General features: G+C 73.7%; 26 protein-coding genes. 15 read left to right on the top strand and 11 right to left on the bottom strand.

Features of this window, described 5'->3' with window-relative positions:
- Positions 1 to 9: 9 nt before the first annotated feature.
- Positions 10 to 912 (top strand): ferredoxin family protein, encoded by a 903-nt coding sequence (locus tag HNR61_RS19105; protein WP_312897968.1) that lies wholly within the window; start codon positions 10 to 12, stop codon positions 910 to 912.
- A 185-nt stretch (positions 913 to 1,097) separates the two neighbouring features.
- Positions 1,098 to 1,394, top strand: coding sequence for a WhiB family transcriptional regulator (locus tag HNR61_RS19100; RefSeq protein ID WP_081640018.1), 297 nt, complete (start codon positions 1,098 to 1,100; stop codon positions 1,392 to 1,394).
- 212 nt (positions 1,395 to 1,606) lie between these two features.
- Here HNR61_RS19100 and HNR61_RS19095 read toward each other — a convergent pair whose 3' ends face one another.
- The 3 genes from HNR61_RS19095 to HNR61_RS19085 form a co-directional block, all read right to left on the bottom strand.
- On the bottom strand, positions 1,607 to 2,329 hold the full coding sequence (locus HNR61_RS19095; protein WP_182844477.1) for a phosphoribosyltransferase: 723 nt from the start codon (positions 2,327 to 2,329) through the stop codon (positions 1,607 to 1,609).
- Between the two features lie 68 nt (positions 2,330 to 2,397).
- Positions 2,398 to 3,360: a phosphotriesterase family protein gene (locus tag HNR61_RS19090; RefSeq protein WP_067832292.1), complete on the bottom strand. Its 963-nt coding sequence runs from the start codon at positions 3,358 to 3,360 to the stop codon at positions 2,398 to 2,400.
- A gap of 55 nt (positions 3,361 to 3,415) precedes the next feature.
- On the bottom strand, positions 3,416 to 4,489 hold the full coding sequence (locus HNR61_RS19085; protein WP_182844476.1) for a YihY/virulence factor BrkB family protein: 1,074 nt from the start codon (positions 4,487 to 4,489) through the stop codon (positions 3,416 to 3,418).
- 220 nt (positions 4,490 to 4,709) lie between these two features.
- Here HNR61_RS19085 and HNR61_RS19080 point away from each other — a divergent pair, with 220 nt between their 5' ends.
- From HNR61_RS19080 to HNR61_RS19055, 6 genes are all read left to right on the top strand, one after another.
- Positions 4,710 to 4,898: a hypothetical protein gene (locus tag HNR61_RS19080; protein WP_182844475.1), complete on the top strand. Its 189-nt coding sequence runs from the start codon at positions 4,710 to 4,712 to the stop codon at positions 4,896 to 4,898.
- Between the two features lie 297 nt (positions 4,899 to 5,195).
- Positions 5,196 to 6,863, top strand: coding sequence for a nitrite/sulfite reductase (locus HNR61_RS19075; RefSeq protein WP_182844474.1), 1,668 nt, complete (start codon positions 5,196 to 5,198; stop codon positions 6,861 to 6,863).
- A gap of 26 nt (positions 6,864 to 6,889) precedes the next feature.
- Positions 6,890 to 7,054, top strand: coding sequence for an Insertion element protein (locus HNR61_RS19070; RefSeq protein ID WP_182844473.1), 165 nt, complete (start codon positions 6,890 to 6,892; stop codon positions 7,052 to 7,054).
- Entirely contained in the window at positions 7,051 to 7,761 is a 711-nt protein-coding gene (locus tag HNR61_RS19065) for a phosphoadenylyl-sulfate reductase (RefSeq protein ID WP_067832285.1), read from the top strand. The genes HNR61_RS19070 and HNR61_RS19065 overlap by 4 nt, the downstream gene beginning before the upstream one ends.
- Positions 7,743 to 8,513: a sirohydrochlorin chelatase gene (locus HNR61_RS19060; RefSeq protein ID WP_182844472.1), complete on the top strand. Its 771-nt coding sequence runs from the start codon at positions 7,743 to 7,745 to the stop codon at positions 8,511 to 8,513. Before HNR61_RS19065 ends, HNR61_RS19060 begins: the two co-directional genes overlap by 19 nt.
- 28 nt (positions 8,514 to 8,541) lie before the next feature.
- Positions 8,542 to 8,778 (top strand): hypothetical protein, encoded by a 237-nt coding sequence (locus HNR61_RS19055; RefSeq protein WP_182844471.1) that lies wholly within the window; start codon positions 8,542 to 8,544, stop codon positions 8,776 to 8,778.
- A 4-nt stretch (positions 8,779 to 8,782) separates the two neighbouring features.
- Here the strand turns inward: HNR61_RS19055 and HNR61_RS19050 are convergent, their stop codons facing one another.
- Both HNR61_RS19050 and HNR61_RS19045 read right to left on the bottom strand, forming a co-directional pair.
- Positions 8,783 to 9,196 (bottom strand): VOC family protein, encoded by a 414-nt coding sequence (locus tag HNR61_RS19050; protein ID WP_182844470.1) that lies wholly within the window; start codon positions 9,194 to 9,196, stop codon positions 8,783 to 8,785.
- 34 nt (positions 9,197 to 9,230) lie between these two features.
- Positions 9,231 to 9,680, bottom strand: coding sequence for a helix-turn-helix domain-containing protein (locus HNR61_RS19045; protein ID WP_312897967.1), 450 nt, complete (start codon positions 9,678 to 9,680; stop codon positions 9,231 to 9,233).
- A 78-nt stretch (positions 9,681 to 9,758) separates the two neighbouring features.
- Here HNR61_RS19045 and HNR61_RS19040 point away from each other — a divergent pair, with 78 nt between their 5' ends.
- The gene (locus HNR61_RS19040; protein ID WP_246443013.1) at positions 9,759 to 10,220 is read left to right on the top strand and encodes a hypothetical protein; all 462 of its coding nucleotides are present in this window, start codon (positions 9,759 to 9,761) and stop codon (positions 10,218 to 10,220) included.
- Positions 10,221 to 10,237: 17 nt separating this feature from the next.
- On the opposite strand, the gene HNR61_RS19035 is transcribed toward HNR61_RS19040, so the two are convergent.
- A complete protein-coding gene (locus HNR61_RS19035) occupies positions 10,238 to 10,864 on the bottom strand; it encodes a hypothetical protein (protein WP_182844469.1) in 627 nt (208 codons plus the stop codon).
- 364 nt (positions 10,865 to 11,228) lie between these two features.
- Here HNR61_RS19035 and HNR61_RS19030 point away from each other — a divergent pair, with 364 nt between their 5' ends.
- Entirely contained in the window at positions 11,229 to 12,092 is an 864-nt protein-coding gene (locus tag HNR61_RS19030) for a helix-turn-helix domain-containing protein (RefSeq protein ID WP_182844468.1), read from the top strand.
- 8 nt (positions 12,093 to 12,100) lie between these two features.
- Here HNR61_RS19030 and HNR61_RS19025 read toward each other — a convergent pair whose 3' ends face one another.
- The 3 genes from HNR61_RS19025 to HNR61_RS19015 form a co-directional block, all read right to left on the bottom strand.
- Positions 12,101 to 12,289, bottom strand: coding sequence for a DUF397 domain-containing protein (locus HNR61_RS19025; RefSeq protein WP_182844467.1), 189 nt, complete (start codon positions 12,287 to 12,289; stop codon positions 12,101 to 12,103).
- Positions 12,290 to 12,509: 220 nt separating this feature from the next.
- Positions 12,510 to 12,707, bottom strand: coding sequence for a DUF397 domain-containing protein (locus HNR61_RS50465; RefSeq protein WP_182844466.1), 198 nt, complete (start codon positions 12,705 to 12,707; stop codon positions 12,510 to 12,512).
- Between the two features lie 174 nt (positions 12,708 to 12,881).
- A complete protein-coding gene (locus tag HNR61_RS19015; protein ID WP_182844465.1) occupies positions 12,882 to 13,493 on the bottom strand; it encodes a TetR/AcrR family transcriptional regulator in 612 nt (203 codons plus the stop codon).
- A gap of 133 nt (positions 13,494 to 13,626) precedes the next feature.
- Between HNR61_RS19015 and HNR61_RS19010 the strand changes: the two genes are divergently transcribed.
- The 3 genes from HNR61_RS19010 to HNR61_RS19000 are packed head-to-tail and all read left to right on the top strand — an operon-like array spanning position 13,627 to position 15,826.
- Positions 13,627 to 14,016, top strand: coding sequence for an SDR family NAD(P)-dependent oxidoreductase (locus tag HNR61_RS19010; RefSeq protein WP_182844464.1), 390 nt, complete (start codon positions 13,627 to 13,629; stop codon positions 14,014 to 14,016).
- Positions 14,013 to 15,509 (top strand): flavin-containing monooxygenase, encoded by a 1,497-nt coding sequence (locus HNR61_RS19005; protein WP_182844463.1) that lies wholly within the window; start codon positions 14,013 to 14,015, stop codon positions 15,507 to 15,509. The genes HNR61_RS19010 and HNR61_RS19005 overlap by 4 nt, the downstream gene beginning before the upstream one ends.
- Before the next feature lie 53 nt (positions 15,510 to 15,562).
- Positions 15,563 to 15,826 (top strand): DoxX-related protein, encoded by a 264-nt coding sequence (locus tag HNR61_RS19000; protein ID WP_182844462.1) that lies wholly within the window; start codon positions 15,563 to 15,565, stop codon positions 15,824 to 15,826.
- Between the two features lie 48 nt (positions 15,827 to 15,874).
- On the opposite strand, the gene HNR61_RS18995 is transcribed toward HNR61_RS19000, so the two are convergent.
- Positions 15,875 to 16,558 (bottom strand): DUF1707 SHOCT-like domain-containing protein, encoded by a 684-nt coding sequence (locus tag HNR61_RS18995; RefSeq protein WP_182844461.1) that lies wholly within the window; start codon positions 16,556 to 16,558, stop codon positions 15,875 to 15,877.
- A gap of 133 nt (positions 16,559 to 16,691) precedes the next feature.
- On the opposite strand from HNR61_RS18995, the gene HNR61_RS18990 reads away from it, so the two are divergent.
- Both HNR61_RS18990 and HNR61_RS18985 read left to right on the top strand, forming a co-directional pair.
- Positions 16,692 to 17,291: a TetR/AcrR family transcriptional regulator gene (locus HNR61_RS18990; RefSeq protein WP_182844460.1), complete on the top strand. Its 600-nt coding sequence runs from the start codon at positions 16,692 to 16,694 to the stop codon at positions 17,289 to 17,291.
- Positions 17,288 to 18,916: an isovaleryl-CoA dehydrogenase gene (locus tag HNR61_RS18985; protein WP_182844459.1), complete on the top strand. Its 1,629-nt coding sequence runs from the start codon at positions 17,288 to 17,290 to the stop codon at positions 18,914 to 18,916. Before HNR61_RS18990 ends, HNR61_RS18985 begins: the two co-directional genes overlap by 4 nt.
- Here HNR61_RS18985 and HNR61_RS18980 read toward each other — a convergent pair.
- Positions 18,885 to 21,758: an AfsR/SARP family transcriptional regulator gene (locus HNR61_RS18980; protein WP_182844458.1), complete on the bottom strand. Its 2,874-nt coding sequence runs from the start codon at positions 21,756 to 21,758 to the stop codon at positions 18,885 to 18,887. The two genes, HNR61_RS18985 and HNR61_RS18980, sit on opposite strands and share 32 nt — an antisense overlap.
- Between the last annotated feature and the right edge of the window lie 93 nt (positions 21,759 to 21,851).

The raw sequence follows: 21,851 nt of genomic DNA, 5'->3' as shown, positions 1-21,851 counted from the left end.
TTGGCACGGGTGAGCAGTTGCGACCACTGCCCGGGGAGCCACTCGGGCGAGCGGCCGTGCCTGGCCAGTGCCACCACCAAGGCCCGATCCTGGCTGCTGGTCGAGCACCCCGGCCCCTGGCCGGAGCGCGTCGAGCGGCTCACCGGGCCCGCCCCGATCGCCGAACTCGTCCGGGCCGCGCAGGCGGCGGGCGTGCGCCCGCAGCTCATCCGGCGCACCGGACGGCGTCGCGCCGTGCCGCCCGTGCAGGTGTACGCGGGCTACTCCCACGGCCACGACGTCTGGATGGAGGGACGCGAGTTCACCGACCTCTCCGAGCTGGCCGCCGTCGACCTGGCCGCGCTCGCGGCCGGACGCCGCGGCGTGCTGCCCGGCGGCGTCCCGGCCACCGAGCCGGTGCTGCTGGTCTGCACGCACGGGCGACGCAACGCCTGCTGCGCCCGCACCGGGGCGCCGCTGGCCCGCGGGCTGGCCGAGAGGTTCGGCGGCATGGTATGGGAGACCACCCACGTGGGCGGCGACCGGTACGCCGCCAACCTGGTGGCGCTGCCGCACGGCTTCTACTACGGCGACCTCGGACCCGCCGAGGCGGAGGCCGCCGCGCTGGCCTACCTGCGGGGCGAGGTGGCCCTGGAGCGGCTGCGCGGGCGTGCCGGGCTGCCCGAGGCGGCACAGGCCGCCGAGCACCACGTGCGCGCGTACTCGGGGGCGCTCGGGGTGGACGAGGTGACCGTGGAATCCGTCACGGGAACATCTCCGTACCAAGCGGTCGTTAGCACCCGTGGAAGTCGTTACCGGGTCGTCGTGGAACGCGATGCGGCACCCCACGGTTGTGGCTCCGAGTGCCAAGAGAAGACCGAGACCTACTTTGTTAGGGACCTCACCCTTCTCAACGAGGCAGCCCTCGTGTAACCTCCTGGAGGCCCCATTCGCGGGGCGTCCGCCGCACGACCCCAGTTACGGAGAACCGGACGGGGAACAGAGCGGCAACTCCAGACGTTGGAACTTTCGGCGCGGCTGACGCATGTCCCCGTTAAGCACGCCGAGCGTCCTCGTCCGCAAAATTGCTCAGCAAAACCAACCAAGGTGGGTGTTCCATGGCTCAGGTACGTCGGCAGGCAAACCTCCCTCGTCCCTCGTGGGGCTGGCAGGACGCCGCGGCGTGCCGGGGGGAAGACCTCGTGCTCTTCTTCGGCCCCGACGGCGAGCGTCAGCCCGAGCGTGAGATCCGGGAGCGCAAGGCCAAGCAGATCTGCATGGGCTGTCCCGTGCGCAGCGAGTGCCTTGACTACGCGGTCTCCCGGCCCGAGAAGTACGGTACGTGGGGCGGTCTGAACGAGGACGAGCGCGCCTCCGAGCGTCGTCGCCGGATGCGTCGCGCGAACGCCGCCTAGTCGACCGGGCCCGCCTGTAGGGGTTCGTCACCCGAAGGCTCCCATCGCCTACCCCGGTACGCCACCGAAAACGTTACGGCCCCGCTCTGCGGGGCCGTTTGCGTGCCCGCGGGGAAATGCCGCGGACAGGCTTCGCGAATACCGTAGACGAGCCCGAGGCGGGGGCTAATTCCAAAAAACCGGAGGGGCCATTCCAGCCCCCTCCCAAAGGACTAGTCACCGGTGTGGGCGCGTTTCAGCCAGCCGAGCACGTCGGCGTCCGAAAGCTGCCCGAAGTCGCGGTACCACTGCCCCACCGCGCGGAACGCCGCCGGGGCGGCCGGGACCACGACCTCGTCGGCCTCCCCCGCCATGGCCCGCACGGTGTCCCGCGCGCCCACCGGGACGGCCAGCACGGTGCGGGAGGGCCGGTGCTCGCGCACCGCGCGCAGGGCCGCGCGGGCGGTGCCGCCGGTGGCCAGGCCGTCGTCCACCACGACCACGTCGCGCCCGGCCGGCGCGGGCGGCGGGCGGTCGCCCCGGTAGACCGCGACGCGGCGGGCCAGCTCGGCGCGTTCGGCGGCCACGACCTCGGCCAGGTCGTCCGGGGTGAGGCCGAGCCGCCGCATCAGCTGCGCGTCGAACACCGGCTCGCCGCCCTCGGCGAGCGCGCCCACGCCCAGCTCCGGCTGCGGCGGATAGCCGATCTTGCGGGTGACCAGCACGTCCAGCGCGGCGGCGCGGCCGGGCTCCCCCAGCCGCCGGGCGATCTCGTACGCCACGGGGACGCCGCCCCTGGGCAGCGCCAGCACCACCGGCGCGCGCAGCCGCAGCGGCACCAGCCACCCGGCCAGCACCCGCCCCGCCTCGGCGCGGTCGGCGTAGGGCAGCCGGACGGTCCCCGAGGCCGTCCCGGGCGTCGTTCCGGGGGTGCTCTCTGTGTTGTCGCCGGTCATGTCGCCTCCCCGGCTGATGGGGCCGGTCGACGACTGCCCTACCCAGTCTGGGCCCGATCTCGCCCCGATCAGGCGGGCGAACCCGCCGTCAACCAGCGCAAAGGGTTGTCGTGCAGGATGCCGGTCAGGGTGGCCTCGTCGGCCCCGGCGGCGCGCAGGGCGGGCAGGAAGCGGTCGAACAGGTACCCGTAGCCGTCGCCGCCGTAGCGCCGCAGCCGCGCCATCCGCGCGACGCCGGTGCTGAGCAGGACCCGGTCGGCGTGCCCGGCGTCCAGCAGCTCCATGACGTTGCGGACCAGGGTCTCCAGCGCGGCGGGGTCGTCCCCGGCCAGGCCGACCGCGCCGAACGACACGTACGCGCCCGACTCGGCGATCTTGCGGTGGGCGGCCGGGTCGTCGACCCGGTCCTGCTGGCCGACCGCGATCCGGGCGGGGTCCAGCCCCGCGCCGGTGAGGATCTCCAGCAGGGCCAGCCCGCAGCGGCCGTGCGTGGCCACCGACAGCCCCGAGTAGCGGGCGGCCTGGGCGGCGCCGCGCAGGCAGCGCTCCTCGGCCTCGCCGGGGGCCGCCTCCAGGGTGCCGACCTCGCCGATCACCCCGGGCAGCGAGCTGGTGCCGTCCATGCCGAAGCCGATCTCGGCGAGCAGCCGCTCGGCGATCTGCTCGACGGAGGCGTCGCCGACCGAGGAGGGGTGGAACGGCCCGGCGAACATCCCGGTCCCGGCGACCACCGCGACCCGCGCCCCGGCCGACATCCGCGCCAGCGCGGCGGCGTTGCGGCCCATGCCCGAGCAGGTGAGGTCGACGACCAGGCCGAGGTCGTGGTCGGCGCGCAGCGCCGCCAGCTCGGCGGTGACGGGCTTCTCCTCGTCCAGCCAGCGGCGGGGGTCGGAGTCCAGCAGCCGGGGGTGGGCGGGCCAGCGCAGGTCGAGCCCCAGGTGCTCGTGCGGCAGCACCGCACCGGTGATCGCGGACATCGGGATCGTTCCGGTCACGGTGCGCAGCCGGCCGGTCTCCTCGCCAGGGGTCATAGCAGGCGAGATTACGACATGTTTAGCGTTTTTCTGCCGATTCGGGGGTTTGTTTTTACCCGTCGGCGCGGGGGCGCGGTTCCGGTTCGGCGGCGCGCACGGCGCGGGCGCGGGCGGTCCCGGCGCTCGGCCAGCGACGGTCGATCTCGGCGTTCAGCGCCGCGCCGATCAGCACCGCCAGCGCCGCCACGTACAGCCAGGCCAGCACGGCGATCGGGGCCGACAGCGACCCGTACACCGACACCCCGCTCAGCGAGCCGGTCAGGTACACCCGCAGCGCGACGCTGCCGCCGATCCAGATCAGCAGCGCCACGACCGCCCCCGGCAGCTCGCGCCACCAGGCCGTCCGCACCGGGACGCTCAGGTGGTACATCAGCGCCAGGAACACCACCGCCAGGGTGACCAGCACCGGCCAGTAGAGCATCCGCACCAGCCCGGCGCCCTCCGGCAGCACCCGGTGCACCAGCGCGGGCCCGGCCACCAGCGGCGGCAGCACCACCACCGTCATGACCAGCCCCAGCAGGTAGAGGAAGAACGCGCGCAGCCGGGTGCGGACCACGCCGCGCACGCCCGACAGGCCGTAGGAGATGGTGATGGTGTCGACGTAGACGTTGGTGGCGCGCGACCCGGCCCACAGCGACAGCAGGAACCCGGCCGACACGATGTCGGGCCGCCCGCCCTTGATCACCTCGTCGATCAGCGGGACGACGACCGAGTCCACGGCCGGCGCGGTCAGCACGGTCTGCGCCTGCGCCACCACCCAGGTGCGGATCTCGGTGACGGTGTCGGCCCCGAGCACGCCGCGCAGGTAGCCCATGGTGGCGACCAGCCCCAGCACCAGCGGCGGCAGCGACAGCAGCGCGAAGAACGCCGCCTCGGCCGCCAGCCCGGTGACGCGGTGCCGGAACCCCGACACCGCCGTCTCCCGGGCCAGCTCCCACAGGACGGCCAGGGCGCGCCGCAGGACCGCGCCCAGCCGCGCCGGGTACCGGAGGGCGCGGTGGCGCACCGGGCGGACGGGCCGTCCCCGGCCGCGCCGGTCGGACCCCGCCTCCCCCGCCGCCGGCGCGCCCGGGGCGTCACCGGCCGGGGCGTCCGCCATGCCGTCGGCGCCGGAAACGGTCGTCATCGCGCACCACGGTAGAGCGTTACCCGCCCGGAACATGTCCGATCGCCCATTTCTCCGTCGCGTTCCGCGCGTCGGCCCTCCGATTCACGCACGATCCGTCACCCTTGTCGCGTTCCTCACATCACGGCCCTCACCGGATGGGACGGGCCGGACCGCCGGACGGACCATGATCGTTTCCTCGGGGCGGCATGAACCTCCGGCGATCGGTGACAATGAAGGCATGATCTGCGCGTCCTGCCGGGCCCGCCGCCACGAGGAGTGCCCTGCTCGCACCCGTGGCGGCTCCTGGTGCGACTGCCAGCACCTGTCCGGCTCCGCCGTCCCGGAGGACCGCCGGACGCCCGCCGCGCCGGGGCCCCGCGACGGCGGGGAGCCCGAGCCGGGGGTCAACTGGAAGCGCCAGGGGTGAGCCGGGGATGAGCCATCTCACCCGTCCGCATGCCGGACGCAACTGGACAGCCCACGGAATCGCATGTCAGAGTGCAGGCATGACTGCTGTGGAGGATCCGTTGCTGGTGATGCGCCGGCACGTCGACTTCCTCCGCGTACGCAGCGCGATCTGTCTGTGACGCCCTGACCACGCCCCACCCCCAGGGCGCGTGGCGCATCGGCGTCACCACCGACACACTCCTGCTCAGCGTCGAGCCGGCCGTCCGCGACCGCCGGTGCGTTACGCGTCCCCATGACGAACTGATGAGGACGCGCCGTGCCACCTGCCACCAGACCAGCCGCCGCCAGGCGCAAGCGCGGCGAGGGCCAGTGGGCCCTCGGTTACCGCGAGCCCCTGAACAAGAACGAGGAGAACAAGAAGAACGACGACGGGCTCAACGTCCGCGACCGGATCATCGGGATCTACTCCAAGGCGGGTTTCGACTCGATCGACCCGGCCGACCTGCGCGGCCGGTTCCGCTGGTACGGGCTCTACACCCAGCGCAAGCCCGGCATCGACGGCGGCAAGACCGGTTCGCTGCCCGACGAGGAGCTCGACGACCGCTACTTCATGCTGCGGGTCCGCATCGACGGCGGCCAGCTCTCCGCCGAGCAGACCCGGGTGATCGCCGACATCTCCACCCGGTACGCGCGCGGCACCGCCGACGTGACCGACCGGCAGAACATCCAGTACCACTGGATCCGGATCGAGGACGTCCCGGCGATCTGGGAGGCCCTGGAGTCGGTCGGCCTGTCGACGATGGAGGCGTGCGGCGACACCCCGCGCGTGATCATCGGCTGTCCGCTGGCCGGGATCGCCGCCGACGAGGTGCTCGACGCGACCCCGCAGATCCGCGAGGTCCACGACCGGTACATCGGGTCGCCGGAGTTCTCCAACCTGCCGCGCAAGTTCAAGTCCGCGTTCTCCGGGTGCACCGCGCACTGCACCGTCCACGAGATCAACGACGTGGCGTTCGTCGGCGTGGTCAACGACGCGGGCGAGGTCGGCTACCAGGCGTTCGTCGGCGGCGGGCTGTCCACCAACCCGATGTTCGCCCAGAGCCTCGGGGTGTTCGTCAAGCCCGAGCAGGCGCACGAGGTCTGGAAGGGCATCCTCTCGATCTTCCGGGACTACGGGTACCGGCGGCTGCGGCACCGCGCCCGGATCAAGTTCCTGGTCGCCGACTGGGGCGCGGCGAAGTTCCGGGAGGTGCTGGAGAAGGAGTACCTGGGCTACGCGCTGCCCGACGGCCCCGACCCGGCGCCGCCGCTGCCCCGCCGCGACCACGTGGGGATCCACCCGCAGAAGGACGGCCGCTTCTACGTCGGGTTCGCCCCCCGCGTGGGCCGCGTCAACGGCGAGCTGCTCGGCACGATCGCCGACCTGGCCGAACGGTACGGCTCGGGCCGCATCCGCACCACCGCCGAGCAGAAGCTCGTGATCCTCGACGTGCCCGGGGAGAACACCGAGGCCCTCGCCGCCGCGCTGGCCGAGCACGACCTCCAGGTGCGGCCCTCCACGTTCCGCCGCCAGACGATGGCCTGCACCGGCATCGAGTACTGCAAGCTGGCGATCGTCGAGACCAAGCAGCGCGCCTCGGACCTGATCGACGAGCTGGAGAAGCGGCTGCCCGACTTCGACCAGCCCCTGACGATCAACGTCAACGGCTGCCCCAACGCCTGCGCCCGCATCCAGGTCGCCGACATCGGCCTGAAGGGCCAGCTCGTCGTCGACGAGGACGGCACGCAGGTGGAGGGCTTCCAGATCCACCTGGGCGGGCAGGTCGGCGCCTCGTTCGGCAAGAAGGTCCGCGGCCTGAAGACCACCTCGGCCGGGCTGACCGACTACGTCGAGCGGGTCGTGCGCCGCTACGACGCCCAGCGCCAGGAGGGCGAGACGTTCGCCCAGTGGGTCCAGCGCGCCGACGACACCGACCTGAAGTAGCCCCGGGCGGACAGAAGGATCTTGGAATGAGCGAACGTGCCGCGCCGTTCTACTGCCCGTACTGCGGAGAGGAGCGCCTGGTCCCCCGCGAGGAGGAGGGCGCCTGGTTCTGCCAGGACTGCGTCCGCTCCTTCCGCCTGAAGTTCCTCGGGGTTGGAGCCCCCCAGCCGACGAAGGAGAACCCCCGGTGACCCTGCTGGAGACCGACAGACCGACCCTCGACCTCGAAGACATCGTCGAGTCCGCCGCGATCGCCCTGGAGGGCGCGCCCGCGCTGGAGGTGATCCGGTGGGCGGCGGCGACGTTCGGCGACCGGATCTGCCTGACCTCCTCGATGTCGGACGCCGCGCTGATCCACCTGGTGTCGAAGGTGAAGCCCGGCATCGACGTGCTGTTCGTCGACACCGGCTACCACTTCGCCGAGACGATCGGCACCCGCGACGCGGTCGAGGCCGTGTACCCCGTCAACGTCATCAACGTGACGCCGTCGCGGACCGTCGCCGAGCAGGAGGCCGCGCTCGGCCCGCGCCTGTACGGGCGCAACCCCGACCTGTGCTGCCACCTGCGCAAGGTGGAGCCGCTGGGCCGGGCGCTGGAGGGCTACATGGCCTGGTTCAGCGGGATCCGGCGGGACGAGACCGCCAGCCGCCGCGGCCGCCGGGTCGTCGAGTGGGACCGGCGGCGCGGCATGGTCAAGGTCAACCCGATCCTGGACTGGACCCAGCAGGACATGGACAACTACATGGCCGACAACGGCGTCCTGGTGAACCCCCTGCACTACGAGGGCTACCCCTCGATCGGCTGCGCCCCGTGCACCCGCCCGGTCGCGCCCGGCGAGGACCCGCGCAGCGGCCGGTGGTCGGGGACGGGCAAGACCGAATGCGGAATCCACCTGTGACCGTCCCGACCCCGCCGATGGTGGCGGTGGCGCACGGGAGCAGGGACCCGCGCGCCGCCGCCACCGTCGCCGAACTGCTGGACGCCGTCCGGGCCCGCCGCCCCGACGTGCCGGTCCACGCCTCGTTCCTGGACCACGCCCCGCCGGCGCCGGACCGCGTCCTGGACGCCCTGGCGTCGCAGGGCGCGGACCGGGCGGTGGTGCTGCCGCTGCTGCTGACGGCCGCCTACCACAGCAAGACCGACATCCCGGGCGCGCTGGCGCAGGTGCGCCGCCGCCATCCCCGCCTGGCGCTGCACACGGCCGCGACGCTGGGCCCGCACCCGCTGCTGACGGCCGCCCTGGAACGCCGCCTCGCCGAGGCGGGCGTGGCGCCCGGCGACCCGGGCACCGCCGTGGTGCTGGTGTCGGCGGGCTCCAGCGACCCGGCCGCCAACGCGACGATCGGGGCGATGGCGCGGCGGTGGCGGTCGCGGGGCTGGCGCGGGGTCGTCCCGGCGTACGCGTCGGCGGCGCGCCCCGCGCCCGCCGAGGCCGTCGCCGCGCTGCTGGACGCGGGCGCGCCGCGCGTGGCGGTCGCCTCCTACTTCCTCGCGCCCGGCCACTTCGCCGACAAGGTGCGGCGCGAGACCCTGGCGGCCGGGGCGCAAGCGGTGTCGCCGGTGCTGGGCGCGGCCCCGGAGATCGCGGAGCTGGTGCTGCGCCGCTACGACGAGGCGTGCGTCCCGGCCCGCGCCCGCGCGGCCGGTTGAGCCGCGCCGTGCGGGTATGCCAGGCGGTATGAGTGATCGCGAGCAGCCGGGCCATGAGCCCGCGGAGACCCACGACAAGGAGTTCGCCCCGGTGACGCGGGGCGGGGACGCGCGGGGGCGGACCGTCCCCGGGGAGCGCGGCGGCGAGGACGTCAGCGGCACCGGCGTGCCGGGCGTGGACTCCGGGCGCGCCGACGCGTTCCCGCCGGACGAGGAGGGCGTCCGCGAGGCCGAACGCCACGACGACACCCGCGACTCCGGCTGACGGCCTACCTCACCTGGGTCAGGCGGATGTGGTTGCCCGAGGGGTCGCGGAACCCGGAGTCGATGCCGTAGGGGCGCTCCTCGGGCTTCTCGACGAACTCCACGCCGCGCGCGCTGAGCTCCCGGTAGGAGGCGTGGCAGTCGTCGGTGGTCAGGAAGACGGTCCCGCCGTACCCCTTGGCCATCACCTCGCGGAGCTGCTCGGCGCTCCGGTCGTCCAGCATGGGCGGCCCGGGGACGCCCATCAGCACGATGCCGACGTCGGGCTGGCCGGCGGGCCCGACGACCAGCCAGCGGAAGCCGCCCATCTCCGGCATCGTCACGTCGGCGCGGACCTCCATGCCGAGCCTCCCGGTGTAGAACTCCAGCGCGGCGTCCTGGTCGTGCACCCAGAGCTGGGCGTGGGCGAACCTGATCATCGTTTCCTCCCGGTGGGTCGGTTCACCGCTCAAGCTAGGGAGACGGCCGGGCGGCGTCCTCTCGAAACGTCCGGTGTTGGGGGCGGCCGTGGAAGCGCAGCACGCACGCGGGCACCCGGGCCTGGTCGGAGGCGGGCGGGAAGGCGGCCCGGTAGGCGGTCGGCGTCCTGCCGTACATGCGGGCGAAGCTGCCGGTGAACGATCCGACGCTGGTCAGCCCGACCCGGCAGCAGACGTCGGCGACCGTCCAGTCGGTGGTGCGCAGCAGCGCGGCGGCGCGTTCCAGCCGCCGGGTCAGCAGGTAGGCGTGTGGCGTGACGCCGAACGCCAGGCGGAAGCGCTCGCTGAAGTGCCCGCGCGACAGTCCCGCCGCGCGGGCGAGGTCGGCGACGGTCAGCGGCTCGGCGTACCGCGCGTCGGCCAGGTCCCTGGCCCGCAGCAGGGTGCCGTGCGGGAGGAAGGGGCGCCATGGTCCGAGTATCACGGCGGCCGGTGACATTCTCACGAAGGGCGGTGACACCCGGCCCTGGTCGCCGCGCCCGTTCTGGCAGAGCCTGGGGGCATGACGGAACAGCAGTGGAACACGGTCCCCTCCCGCCCGGCCCCCGAGGCCGCGACTCCCCCGGCCCGCCGCCGCGTGCTGAACCGCCGCTTCGCGCTGCACTACGCGGAGATGGTGGCGTCGATGTTCGCGGGCATGCTGGTGTTCGGCGGCCTGTGGTCGAGCGGCCTGACCCTGTTCGGCCGCCCGGAGGTCCTGGCGCGCGACGACGTGGGGTCGCTGGTGATGGCGACGGCGATGAGCGCGGGGATGGCGGTGTGGATGCGCTACCGGCGGCACGGCTGGGGGCCGGTCGCGGAGATGTGCGCGGCGATGTACGCGTCGTTCGCGATCCTGTTCCCGCCGCTGTGGGCGGGCCTGATGGACGGCGGGACGGTCATGATGCTGGGGCACGTCCTGATGTTCCCGGCGATGCTGGCGGTGATGCTGCGCCGTCCGGAGGAGTACTCCCACCGGCACTGAGGCCTCGGGCCCGGGTCTCAGGAGGCGGCCTCGACGACGGCCATGACCGACGGCACGTGCACGAACACCCGATGCCGGCGCTCGCCGACGAGGACGCTGTACCCGAACCGGTAGGCGTCGGTGTCGATCCCGTCGTACCCGTGCCGCACGACCCCCCGGTAGATGTCCTCGGACACCCCGAGCACCAGCGGCGCGTCGACGGCGCGCAGCAGCCCCTTCAACCGGGGGGCGTCCAGCATCCGGCACGCCACGTCGACGGCCTCGCCGAAGCAGCCGTTGCCGTCCAGGTGGACCTCCCCGGCGTGCACCGCCGCCCGCAGCCGCAGCCCGCGCCGCGCCCGCTCCCCCGGCGGCAGCTCCAGGTCGTGGTCGGCCAGCAGCCGCACCAGCTCGGGCACCAGCCGCGACAGCAGATGCGACTTGGGCACCTGGTCGACGGGCCGCAGCAACGCCAGGACACCGTCGCCCCGGTCCTCCAGCGGGTCCAGGAACCGTTCCTCGATCCCGGCGTACGCCATCGCCCGCGCGAGGAACCCGTAGAGCCGGTCGCGCAGTTCCTGCCTGATGGGGTTGGTCCGCAGCGCACTCGTGGAACGCTCGATGTCGAGCACGAGAATGCTCCTGTAGACAGGAAGGCTGCTCACGGCGCCGCTCCAATCCCGTCCCCGCACCCCGAAGGCGACGAACGGAAATCGGCGAATCCCGCAGTCCCGGCGAACGCCGGGAGGGACGCGACTCCCAGTGTCGGGGAACGAAGGTGATCATGCAAGGTGCACGGCCACGTGCACACCGATCGGAAAGACAGATCTGTCCGCCGAGTGGGAATGCCATCGCGGATGCCCACCGCATTCCGAGAGGAACGGAGACTTCCGCGCCGGACGCGATTAGGATCGCGGTGAGTCCGCTCTCGGTGTCGTGCAATTTGCAGAGCAATCCGCAAATCGCCGTTCAGCGACCGGTACGGCCTCGCCGGGGGAGAACGCCGACCCGCCGAGCCAGGGAGGCGCCATGCCAGCCGCTCCGACCGTCCGACGCCGGCGCCTCGGCGCCGAACTCCGCCGCCTCCGGGAACGCATGGGCCTCACGGCCGAGGAGATCGCCACCCGGCTGGACTGGTCCCCCTCCAAGCTGAGCCGCATCGAGAACGCCCGCATCGGCGTGCGCGTGTCCGACGTCCGCCTGCTGCTGGAGCTCTACGAGGTCGACGAGCGGCACATGGGCGAACTGCTGGCGCTGGCGCACGCCGCCACCCAGCGGGGCTGGTGGGCGGCCTACGAGAAGGACCTGATGCCGGGGTTCGCGAGGTTCGTGGCGCTGGAGGACGAGGCCGACTCCTCGTCGAACTACGTCACCTACTCCCTTCCGGGACTGCTGCAAAGCGAGGAGTACGCCCGCTACGTGCTGGAGAGCAGCCGCAGCGCCTTTCCGGCCATTCCTCCCCAGAAGGTGGACCGGCGGCTGGAGGTGCGGATGCGGCGGCAGAGGCTGCTCTTCCGGGATCCTCCGCTGCGCTTCTCGGCGATCATCGACGAGTCGGTGCTGATGCGCTCCGTCGGCGAGCGCGAGACGATGCGGCGGCAGCTGGTCCGGCTCGCCGAGCTGACCGACCTGCCGAACCTGGAGCTGCACGTCCTGCCGTTGCGGAACCCGCGCACCCCCGTGTTCGGCGACGACTTCACGCTGCTGCGCTTCTCCCCCGCCTACGAGGTGGTGTTCCCCGAGGTCCTCTACATCGACGGCCTGCAGACCAGCGAGCACCAGGAGGAGGAGCTCACCTACTCCTACCGCCTGGCGTGGGACAGTCTGCGTTCCAGCGCGCTGTCCCACGCCGAGTCGACCGACCGCATCGCCAGGGCGGCGGCGGAGATCTGAGCCCCGCGTCATCCCCCCCGCAGCGAGGACAGCAGGGCCGCGAACTCCGCGGACGAGAAGCGCAGGACGGGCCCGCCGGGACCGCGTTTGGTGTCCCGGACGGCGACGCCGGGCGACGTCGGCGCGAGCTCGACGCAGTTGTTGGCGTTGGCACAGAACGAACTGCGCTTCCATGGCAGGTCGCGGCTAGAGTCCACAGGTCTCCCTCTCGTCTCCCCTGTAACACGAGACGCCGCAGAGCCCCGGGACCCTGCTGAAGCAACCGTCTCGGAACGAGTTCTCCCGCACCGTGATCTTCGCGAAACCAGGCCGCATGGTGATCATCAAGCGACCGGAAGGAGGCCAACCCTAACACGTCGGCTACAATGTGCATCCAATTCGGGACAGATCGTCATGAGCCCGCCCGGGTGCCGGGGATCAGTCCGAGGGCTCCCCCAACCATCGGCGCAGGGAACGCAGGTCGTCGCGGGACAGGGAAAGAGAAGGCCCCTCGTCGCCGCGTCCCGCGTCCCGGATGACGAGCCGTGAGCCGGACTCCCGAGCCACCTCGACACAATTGGAATCATTAATGCAGTAGGAACTCCTCCGCCACTGCCCAATGCGCGATTTACGCAAACCAGTCCGCCTTCCACACGCGTCTCGACCCCGCCCGCAGGGCCGGACATCACATCAGGAATTCGAGCGGCATGACATGGCGTCCGCCGCCCCCATGCTCGCACCGCATTCCGGTTCGCGACAGGAAGCCGACGCTTTCGCGGCGGGAAGTCGGCACTGTCCGGCGCCGGTCCCTTACTTCCGTTCGTGGCGGTCGGAGAGGTCGAGCAGGAGGCGGACCAGGGAGGGGAGGGCGGTGGCGGGCAGGGTCGGGTCCACCGCCCTTCTCAGGCCCAGGCCGATGCCCAGGCCGAGGAGGGCGTCGGCCAGTTCGGCGGCGGGGAGCGGGAGGGTCAGGTCGCGGCGGCGGGCCTCCTCCTCCAGGAGCAGGCGCAGGGCGCCGGACCACGCGCGGCCGCCCCGCGCCACCCGGTCGCGCAGGGCCGGGTCGCGGCGGGCCGCGTGGATCGCGAACTCCGCCTCCAGCAGGGTCCAGCCGGGGTCGCCGATGGTGCGCTCGCTCCAGGCCGTGAACGCCGCCAGCCGCTCCTCGCCCGAGCCCTCGCCCCGGAACGCCTCGAAGATCCGCTGGACGTGCTCGGCGCGGACCGCCTCGATGACGGCGTGGCAGAGCTCGTCCTTGGTGGAGAAGTTCGAGTAGACCGCCCCCTTGGAGAACCCGGCCGCCTCGGCGACCTTCTCCATGGTGGTGGCGTGGTAGCCGTCGCGCAGGAACAGCCGCCGGGCCGTGGCCAGCAGCAGCTCGCGGGTCCTCGCCTGGCTCTCGGCCCTGGTCAGTCGCGCCATGCTCTCAGCTTAGCGACCGGCGGTATCCGAACGCTGAGTGACGGAACCCACGTCGGTCAAGCCGGTGAGCGACTATTGACGTTCCATCCAACTTCCAAATACCTTCGGTATCCGAATGACCGAGGGAGACGGCATGGGATATCCCGTCGTGGCGCGCGCGGGCGCGGTCGTGGCGATCACCGGGGGCGCGCGGGGCATCGGGCGGGCCGCGGCCGAGGCGCTGGCCGCGCGCGGGGCGCGGGTGTGGATCGGGGACCGGGACGAGGAGCGCGCGCGCCGGACCGCCGAGGAGACCGGGGCGCGGGCCTTCGGGGTGGACGTGAGCGACCGGGCGTCGTTCGCGGCGTTCCTGGCGGCGGTCGAGGCGGCCGGGGGCCCGCTGGACATCCTGGGCAACAACGCCGGGATCATGCCCCTCGGGCCGTTCCTGGACGAGCCCGACGCCGTCAGCGCCGCCACGCTGGACGTCAACGTCCGGGGCGTCCTGGACCAGGCCGCGACGCGCGAGGGCGGTCCGCGGTGAAACCCGATCACGAGGTCGTCATCGTCGGCGCCGGGTTCTCGGGACTGTGCGTCGGCATCCGGTTGCGGCGCGCGGGCATGCGGGACTTCGTCATCCTGGACGCGGCCCCCGGCGTCGGCGGCGTCTGGCACCACAACACCTATCCGGGCGTCGCCGTGGACATCCCGTCGGCGACCTACTGCTACTCGTTCGAGCCCAACCCGCGCTGGTCGCGCGCGTTCGCGCCCGGCGCGGAGGTGCGCGCCTACGCCGAGCACTGCGCCGACAAGTACCGGCTCCGCCCGCACCTGCGGCTGAACACCAGGGTCGAGGGCGCCGGGTTCGACGAGACCGCCGACCTCTGGCGCGTCCGCACGAGCGCCGGCGAGGTCACCGCGCGGTTCCTGGTGTGCGCGGTCGGCCCGCTCGACCAGCCCAGGGACCCGGACATCCCCGGCCTGGACGGCTTCGCCGGGAAGGTCGTCCACACGGCGCGCTGGGACCACGGCCACGACCTGACCGGCGAGCGCGTCGCCGTCATCGGCACCGGGGCGTCCGGCCTCCAGGTCATCCCCGAGATCGCCGGACGCGCCGCGCGCCTGCACGTCTACCAGCGCACCCCGATCTGGGTGTTCCCGAAGGTGGACTTCGCGGTCCCGCGGGGCGTGCGGCGCGCGTTCGGGCTGTTCCCGCCGCTGCAACGGCTGGTCCGCCTGGTCACCACGGCCGCCTCCGAGGTCGTCATGGTGCTGGGCATCGTGCACTACAGCAAGGTGCCGTTCCTGGTCCGCGCGGCCGAGGCGGTCTGCCGCGCGCACCTGCGCCGCCAGGTCCCCGACCGCGCGCTGCGCCGCAGGCTGACGCCGTCGTACGGGTTCGGGTGCAAGCGGCCCTCGTTCTCCAACCGCTACCTGCCCACCTTCGCCCGGGACGACGTCGAGCTGGTCACCGACCCGATCGAGAAGATCACCCCGCGCGGGATCGTCACCGCCGACGGCGCCGAACGCGAGATCGACACCCTCGTCCTCGCCACCGGCTTCCGGATCCTGGAGCCGGGCGCGACGCCGCCGTTCCCGGTCGTCGGCCCGGGCGGCGTCGAGCTCGGCGCGTTCTGGGACCGCGAGCGCTACCAGAGCTACGAGGGGCTCGCCGTCCCGCAGATGCCCAACTTCTGGCTCATGAACGGCCCCTACACCGTCACCGGCGCGTCCTGGTTCTCCATCATCGAGGCCGGGACCACCCACATCGTGCGGTGCCTCGCGGAGGCGCGCCGCCGCCGCGCCGTCCGCGTCGTCGTGCGGCAGGGCCCGCACGACGCGTTCACCGCCGACATGCGCCGCCGCATGAAGGGCACCATCCTCGGCCAGCCGAGCTGCGCGGGGTCGCGTTCCTACTACTTCGACCGGCACGGCGACTCGCCCTACGTGCGCCCGCAGTCGGGCTTCCACGTGTGGCGGCGGTCCCGCACCTTCGACCTGGACGACTACGCCTACACGCCCGGAGGGCGGTCATGAGCTCCGGCCGCCGTCTGGAACACTACGAACCCACCGTCTGAAAGGACCCACTTATGCCCCTTCTCCGCACCGGCGGCCTCCTCCTCGCCGCGACCGGCGCCGCCCACTTCGTCGCGCCCAAGATGTTCGAGTCGATCTCCAAGGCGGGGTTCCCGAACGACACCGAGACCTGGATCAGGCGCAACGGGGCGACCGAACTGGCCCTCGGCCTCGGCATGACCTTCGCCAGGACCCGCAAGGCCGCCCTGGTCGGGACGGGCGTCTACACGGCGTGGCTGGGCGCGCGCGTCGCCTACCACCGCCAGAACGCCGCCTGACCCCCCGCGGCCGGCCCGGTGCGCCGGGGCCCGCGACGGGCCCCGGCGTCACTGGCTCTTGCGGCCCTCCCACCAGCCCGACAGGGCGCGGCGCAGCGGGGCGTGGTGCTCGTCGTCCACGATCTGCACGTCGCCCATGACGGCGTGGGCGCGGACGCGGACCACGGGAACGCGCGCGCCCGGCCGGGGCTCGCGCACCCGGACCCGCCGGTCGCCCATGACCGCGTAGCCGGTCAGCTCGACCGCCACCCCGTCCGGCACGATGACCTTCACGTCGCCCATCACCGAGGTGGCGACCACCGACACCTCGCCGGTCGGCACCTGGGCGCCGCGCAGGTCCAGGACCACGTCGCCCATCACCGCCAGCACCTCCAGCTCCTGGTCGACGCGGCCGGACAGGCGTTCGCGCACGTCGCCCATGATCGAGGTGAAGCGGCGGCGGATCTGCGGCGGCGCGGGCGTCGCGCCGGGCGCGCCGAGCGCGGGCAGGTCCGCCACCACCCCCTCCAGATCGCCGCGCGTGACGGCCAGGTAGGCGGCCTCGGTCCGCTCGGTGAGCTCCTCGAACGTCAGCCGCCCCTCCACCGAGGCGACCCGCAGCCGTTCCACCACCGCCTCACGCTCGGCGTCGGAGGCGCGCACGGACGCGGCGCGCGGCTGGGGCGGACGGGCGGGGTCCGGCGGCGGGACCGGAACCGATGGCCGCCCTTGCTGCGGGGTGGGCTGACTCATGATTCCGAAACTATGCCCCACCTGCCTTACGGCAATCCACCGTGCGGACGAGATCATGCCTCCCCTTCAGGAGGAGGGCGGCGCCGCGCCCGGGGTGTTGCGGTCAAGGAATGAATTGCGATTCAATCCTTGCATGGCCTACCGCAGGACCCCCGGCGTGCAGGCGCGGCTGACCGCCTCCCGGGACCGGATCGTCGCCGCCGCCCTGGAGATCGTCGCCGAGGGCGGCTACCGGGCCTGCTCGGTCGCCGCGGTCGCCGACCGCGCCGGGGTCGCCACCGGCAGCGTCTACCAGCACTTCCGCGGGAAGGCCGCGCTGATGGCCGAGGTGTTCCGGACGGCCTCGGGGCGCGAGGTGGACGCCGTCGCCCGCGCCGCCGCGCTGGAGGACACCGCGCGCGAGGCCGTCGCCGCGACGGTCGAGACGTTCGCGGGCCGGGCCCTGCGCGCCCCGCGCCTGGCGTACGCGCTGCTGGCCGAGCCCGTCGACCCGGCCGTGGAGGCCGAGCGCCTGGTGTTCCGCCGCGCCTACGCCGAGGTGATCGCCGCGTTCGTCGCCGACGGCGTCGCCTCCGGCGAGCTGCCCCCGCAGGACCCGCGCCTCAGCGCCACCGCCCTGGTCGGCGCGGTCGGGGAGGCCCTCGTCGCGCCCCTCGCCGAGGGCGGCCTCGCGCCCGGCACCCTCCCGGACCTCATCCGCTTCGCCCACCGAGCCCTCGGAGTAGCCCCGTGACGACCCACGAAGTGTTCAACCAGGTCCCCCCGCTGGAGGGCCACGACCTCGCCGACGACGCCGCGCTGCTGGACGGCCTCGACCGCGAGGGCGCGGGCTGGGCCGCCGCCGAGGTCCACGAGCTGGGCCGCCTGGCGGGCACCGCGCGGGCGCAGGAGTGGGGCCGCCTCGCCAACGAGTACCCGCCGGTCCTGCGCACCCACGACCGCCGCGGCCACCGCGTCGACGAGGTCGAGTTCCACCCGGCCTGGCACGAGCTGATGACCGTCGCCGTCACCTCCGGCCTGCACGGCGCGCCCTGGGCCGACTCCCGCGAGGGCGCGCACGTCGCGCGCGCCGCCAAGTTCTACGCCTGGCGCGTGGACGCGGGCCACGGCTGCCCGGTCTCGATGACGTACGCGGCCGTCCCCGCGCTCCGCCAGGCCCCCGAGCTGGCCGCGCGGTACGAGCCCCTGCTCACCAGGAGCGAGTACGACTTCGGCCTGCGCGCCCCGCTCACCAAGAACGCGCTGCTGGCGGGCATGTCGATGACCGAGAAGCAGGGCGGCTCCGACGTCCGCGCCAACACCACCGAGGCCACCCCGCGGACTGACGGCACCTACCGCCTGGTCGGCCACAAGTGGTTCACCAGCGCGCCGATGTGCGACGTCTTCCTCACCCTCGCCCAGGCCCCCGGCGGCCTGACCTGCTTCCTGGTCCCCCGCGTCCTGCCGGACGGCGCCCTCAACCCGCTGCGCCTGATGCGGCTGAAGGACAAGCTGGGCAACAGGTCCAACGCCTCCTCCGAGGTCGAGTACGAGAACGCCGTCGCCTGGCGCGTCGGCGACGAGGGCCGCGGCGTCCGCACCATCATCGAGATGGTCAACATGACCCGCCTGGACTGCGTGATCGGCGCGGCCGCCGGGATGCGGCACGGCGTCACCGCCGCCGCCCACCACGCCGCGCACCGCTCGGCGTTCGGGAGGTACCTGATCGACCAGCCCCTGATGCGCAACGTCCTGGCGGACCTGGCGGTCGAGTCCGAGGCCGCGACGACGCTGATGATGCGCCTGGCCGGCGCGACCGACCGCTCGGTCCGGGGCGACGAGGGCGAGACGGCGTTCAAGCGCCTGGCCCTGGCCGTCAGCAAGTACTGGGTCTGCAAGCGCTGGCCCGCCCACGCCGCCGAGTCCCTGGAGTGCCTGGGCGGCAACGGCTACGTCGAGGAGTCGGGCATGCCCCGCCTGTTCCGCGAGTCGCCCCTGAACTCCATCTGGGAGGGCTCGGGCAACGTCGCCGCCCTCGACATCCTGCGGGCCATCGTCAAGAACCCCCAGACCATCGAGGTGTTCTTCGACGAGGTGGAGCGCGCCGCGGGCGCCGACGCGCGGCTGGACGCGGCCGTCCGCGAGGCCAAGGACTCCTTCACCGACCTCGCCACCGCCGAACTGCGCGCCCGCCGCATCGCCGAACGGCTGGCCCTCGTCCTCCAGGGGTCCCTGCTGGTCAGGCACGGCCACCCGGCCGTCGCCGACGCGTTCTGCGCCACCCGCCTGGCCGGCGACCAGGGCGGCGCCTACGGCACCCTGCCGCCCGGCCTGGACCTGGCCCCCATCATCGAACGCGCCACTCCGAAGACCGCCTGACCCCGTCAGGCCGGGCCACGAGATCCAGTTCCGCCCGTGCCTCCGCGGCACCGGCGGTGTGGCCTGACGAGCGGATCTTCGCCAGGGCGCGGTTCAGGTGGTGTCCGGCGGTCTCGCGGTCGCCGCGGAGGCGGGCCGCCCGCCCCAGGCCGATCTCGGCGTGGATCTCGCCGCGGCTGTAGGCGCGTTCGACCGAGATGGACAGCGCGCGCTCGTACAGCTCCGTCGCCCGCCGGGCGTGCCCTCCGGACAGGGCGGTCCGGCCGAGCCAGGTCAGCGCCTCGACCGCCTCGGTCCACAGGCCGAGTTCCTCGGCCACCAGCAGGCCCTCCCGGTGGAGGCGCTCCGCCCGCGCGCGGTCGCCGTCGACCTCGGCCACCAGCGCCAGCGCCCGGGTGGCGCGGAGCCGGCCCCAGCGATCCCCGATCTCCTGGAACAGCGCGGCGCCCAGTTCCGCTTGCGGCCCGCCCCGGCCGGGGGCGTGGCCGGCGCGCTCGACCAGGGCCGCGGCCTCGCCCCAGCGGTCGCGGGCGGCGCGCGCGCCGGTCAGGCTCGCCTCCACCAGGCACCGTCCCTCCAGGTGGCGGCCGTGGCCGGTCAGGCCGGTGCCCACGAACCACTGCAACCGGGCCCGCAGCACCGGATCGTCGAGACCGGCGGTCGGGTCCCGGCCGGCCGGGACCTCCGTCGCCCCGGCCGGTGAGGTGCGCAGTTCCATCCCGGTCAGCCAGGCCCGCGCCGCCCGGCGCGCGGCCGGGGCGGCCGGGCCGCCGGCGGCCAGCGCCGCCTGGATCGACCTGCGGGCCTCGGTGAGCCGGCCGCGCAGGAACCAGTACCAGGCCAGCGCGTTCACCAGGCGCAGCGCGTGCCCGGCGTCGTGCCCGGCGACCGCGAGGTCGAGGGCCCGGCGCAGGTTGACCGTCTCCGCGTCCAGGTGCTCCAGGCGGTGTCGCTGGTCCGGGCCGCGCAGCCGGTCGTCCGCGTCCTCGGCCAGCGCGGTGTAGCACCGCACGAACGCCGCCCGGACGGCGGCCTCCTCCCCCGCCTCCGCGAGCCGTTCGGCGCCGTAGGCGGCCACCGACTCGAGCAGGCGGAACCGTCCCGCCTCGCGGACCACCAGCGATCGGTCCACCAGCCGCGCCAGCAGGTCGGGCACCCGCCCGGCGGGTAGGTCCGGGCCGGCGCAGACGGCCTCGGCGGACGCCAGGGTGCAGCCGTCGGCGTGCACGGCCAGCCGCCGCAGCACGGTCCGCTCGTCCGCGGTCAGCAGTTCCCAGCTCCAGTCGAGCATGCGCCTCAGCGTCCGCTGCCGGGCGGGCAGCCCGCGCGCGTGCACCTCGGGCAGGGTGAACCGGTCGTCCAGGCAGGCGGCGAGCTGCTCCGGGCTCAGCGTCCGCAGCCGGGGGGCCACGAGTTCCAGCGCCAGCGGGATGCCGTCCAGCCGGCGGCAGATCGCGGAGACGGCCGGCGCGTTGTCCGCGTCGAGGGCGAAGCCGGGCACCGCGGCCGCCGCCCGCTCCACGAACAGCTCGACGGCGCTGGAGCGGGCGACCGCCGCCGGATCGGTGTCCTCCGGCAACGCCAGCGGCGGCACCGGGTGCACCACCTCGCCGGGGATGCCGAGGGCTTCCTGGCTGGTGACCAGCAGGTGCCCGCCGGGCACCGCCGACAGCACCGTCCCGGCCAGCGCGGCGACCGCCTCGACCACGTGCTCGCAGTTGTCCAGCAGGAGCAGCAGGCGCTTGTCGGCCACCGCCTGGCCGAGCCAGTTCACCAGGTCGTCCAGGTCCGGCTCCGTCGCCGCGGTGTCGCACAGCCCCAGCGTCGTGATGATCCGTTCGGCGATGTCGTCGGGGGTCGAGCCGGCGCTCAGGCCGGACAGCTCGACCAGCCACACCCCGTCGGCGAACCGCCCGGCGACGTCGCGCGCCGCGGCTGTCGCCAGCCGTGTCTTCCCGACCCCGCCGAGACCGGTGAGCGTGACCAGCCGGGCGGTGGAACCCGGATCCAGCCGTGCCCGCACCCGGCCGACCGCCTCCCGCCGGCCGATCAACGCGGTCAGCGGCGCGGGCAGGTTGGTGCGGCGGCGCGGCCGCCCGGCGGCGGGCGGGGCCAGGTGCGGCTCCTGGCGCAGGATCGCCTCGTGCAGCGCGGAGACCGCCGGTCCGGGCGAGGCCCCCAGCTCCTCGGCCAGCTGCCGCCGCAGCTCCTGGAAGCTCCGCAACGCCTCGCCCTGCCGCCCGGCCTGGTACAGCGCGCGCATGTGGGCCATGCGCAGCCGTTCGCGGAGCGGGTGCCGCGCCACCAGCTCGCCCAGCTCCGCGGCGAGCGCCGAGTACTCGCCCAGCACCAGCCGCACCTCGGCCTGGTCCTCCAGGACCGACAGCCGCAGTTCCTCCAGCCGGATGATCTCACCGCGGGCGAACGGCGCCTCGGCGACGTCGGCGTAGGCCGGGCCCCGCCACAGCGCGAGCGCGTCGGCGAACAGGTCGCCTTTCACCGCCGGTTCCCGGTGAGCGCGGGCGCGCTCGGCCAGCTCCTGGAACCGCAGCGCGTCGACCACGCCGTCGGCCAGCAGCAGCCGGTAGCCCGCCGGTTCGCGGACCACCCGCTCGCGGCCCAGCACGCGGCGCAGTTGGGAGATCTTGGTCTGCAGCGTGTTGGCCGACCCGCCCGGCGGGCTGCCCGCCCAGAGATCCTCGACGAGACGGCCGGCCGGCACCGGACGGCCCCCGTGGACCAGCAGGTCCGCCAGCAGAACGCGCACCTTCGCCTCGGGTATCTTGACCGGCCGTCCCTCGGCGTCCCAGACGGCCAGCGGGCCGAGCACCCCGTAGCGCATGTCCTGAAATGTATCGCCAGCCGACCGTCAGGAAATCGTGCGTACCGGTCGGCAGGGTGGCTCCGCACGTTCCCGAGAACGCGGAGGAGTCCC

It is taken from the genome of Actinomadura kijaniata, assembly GCF_014138665.1.
Lineage (GTDB): Bacteria > Actinomycetota > Actinomycetes > Streptosporangiales > Streptosporangiaceae > Spirillospora > Spirillospora kijaniata.
The sequence above is the reverse complement of the archived record's forward strand: the minus strand, read 5'-3'. Positions and strand labels throughout refer to the sequence as shown.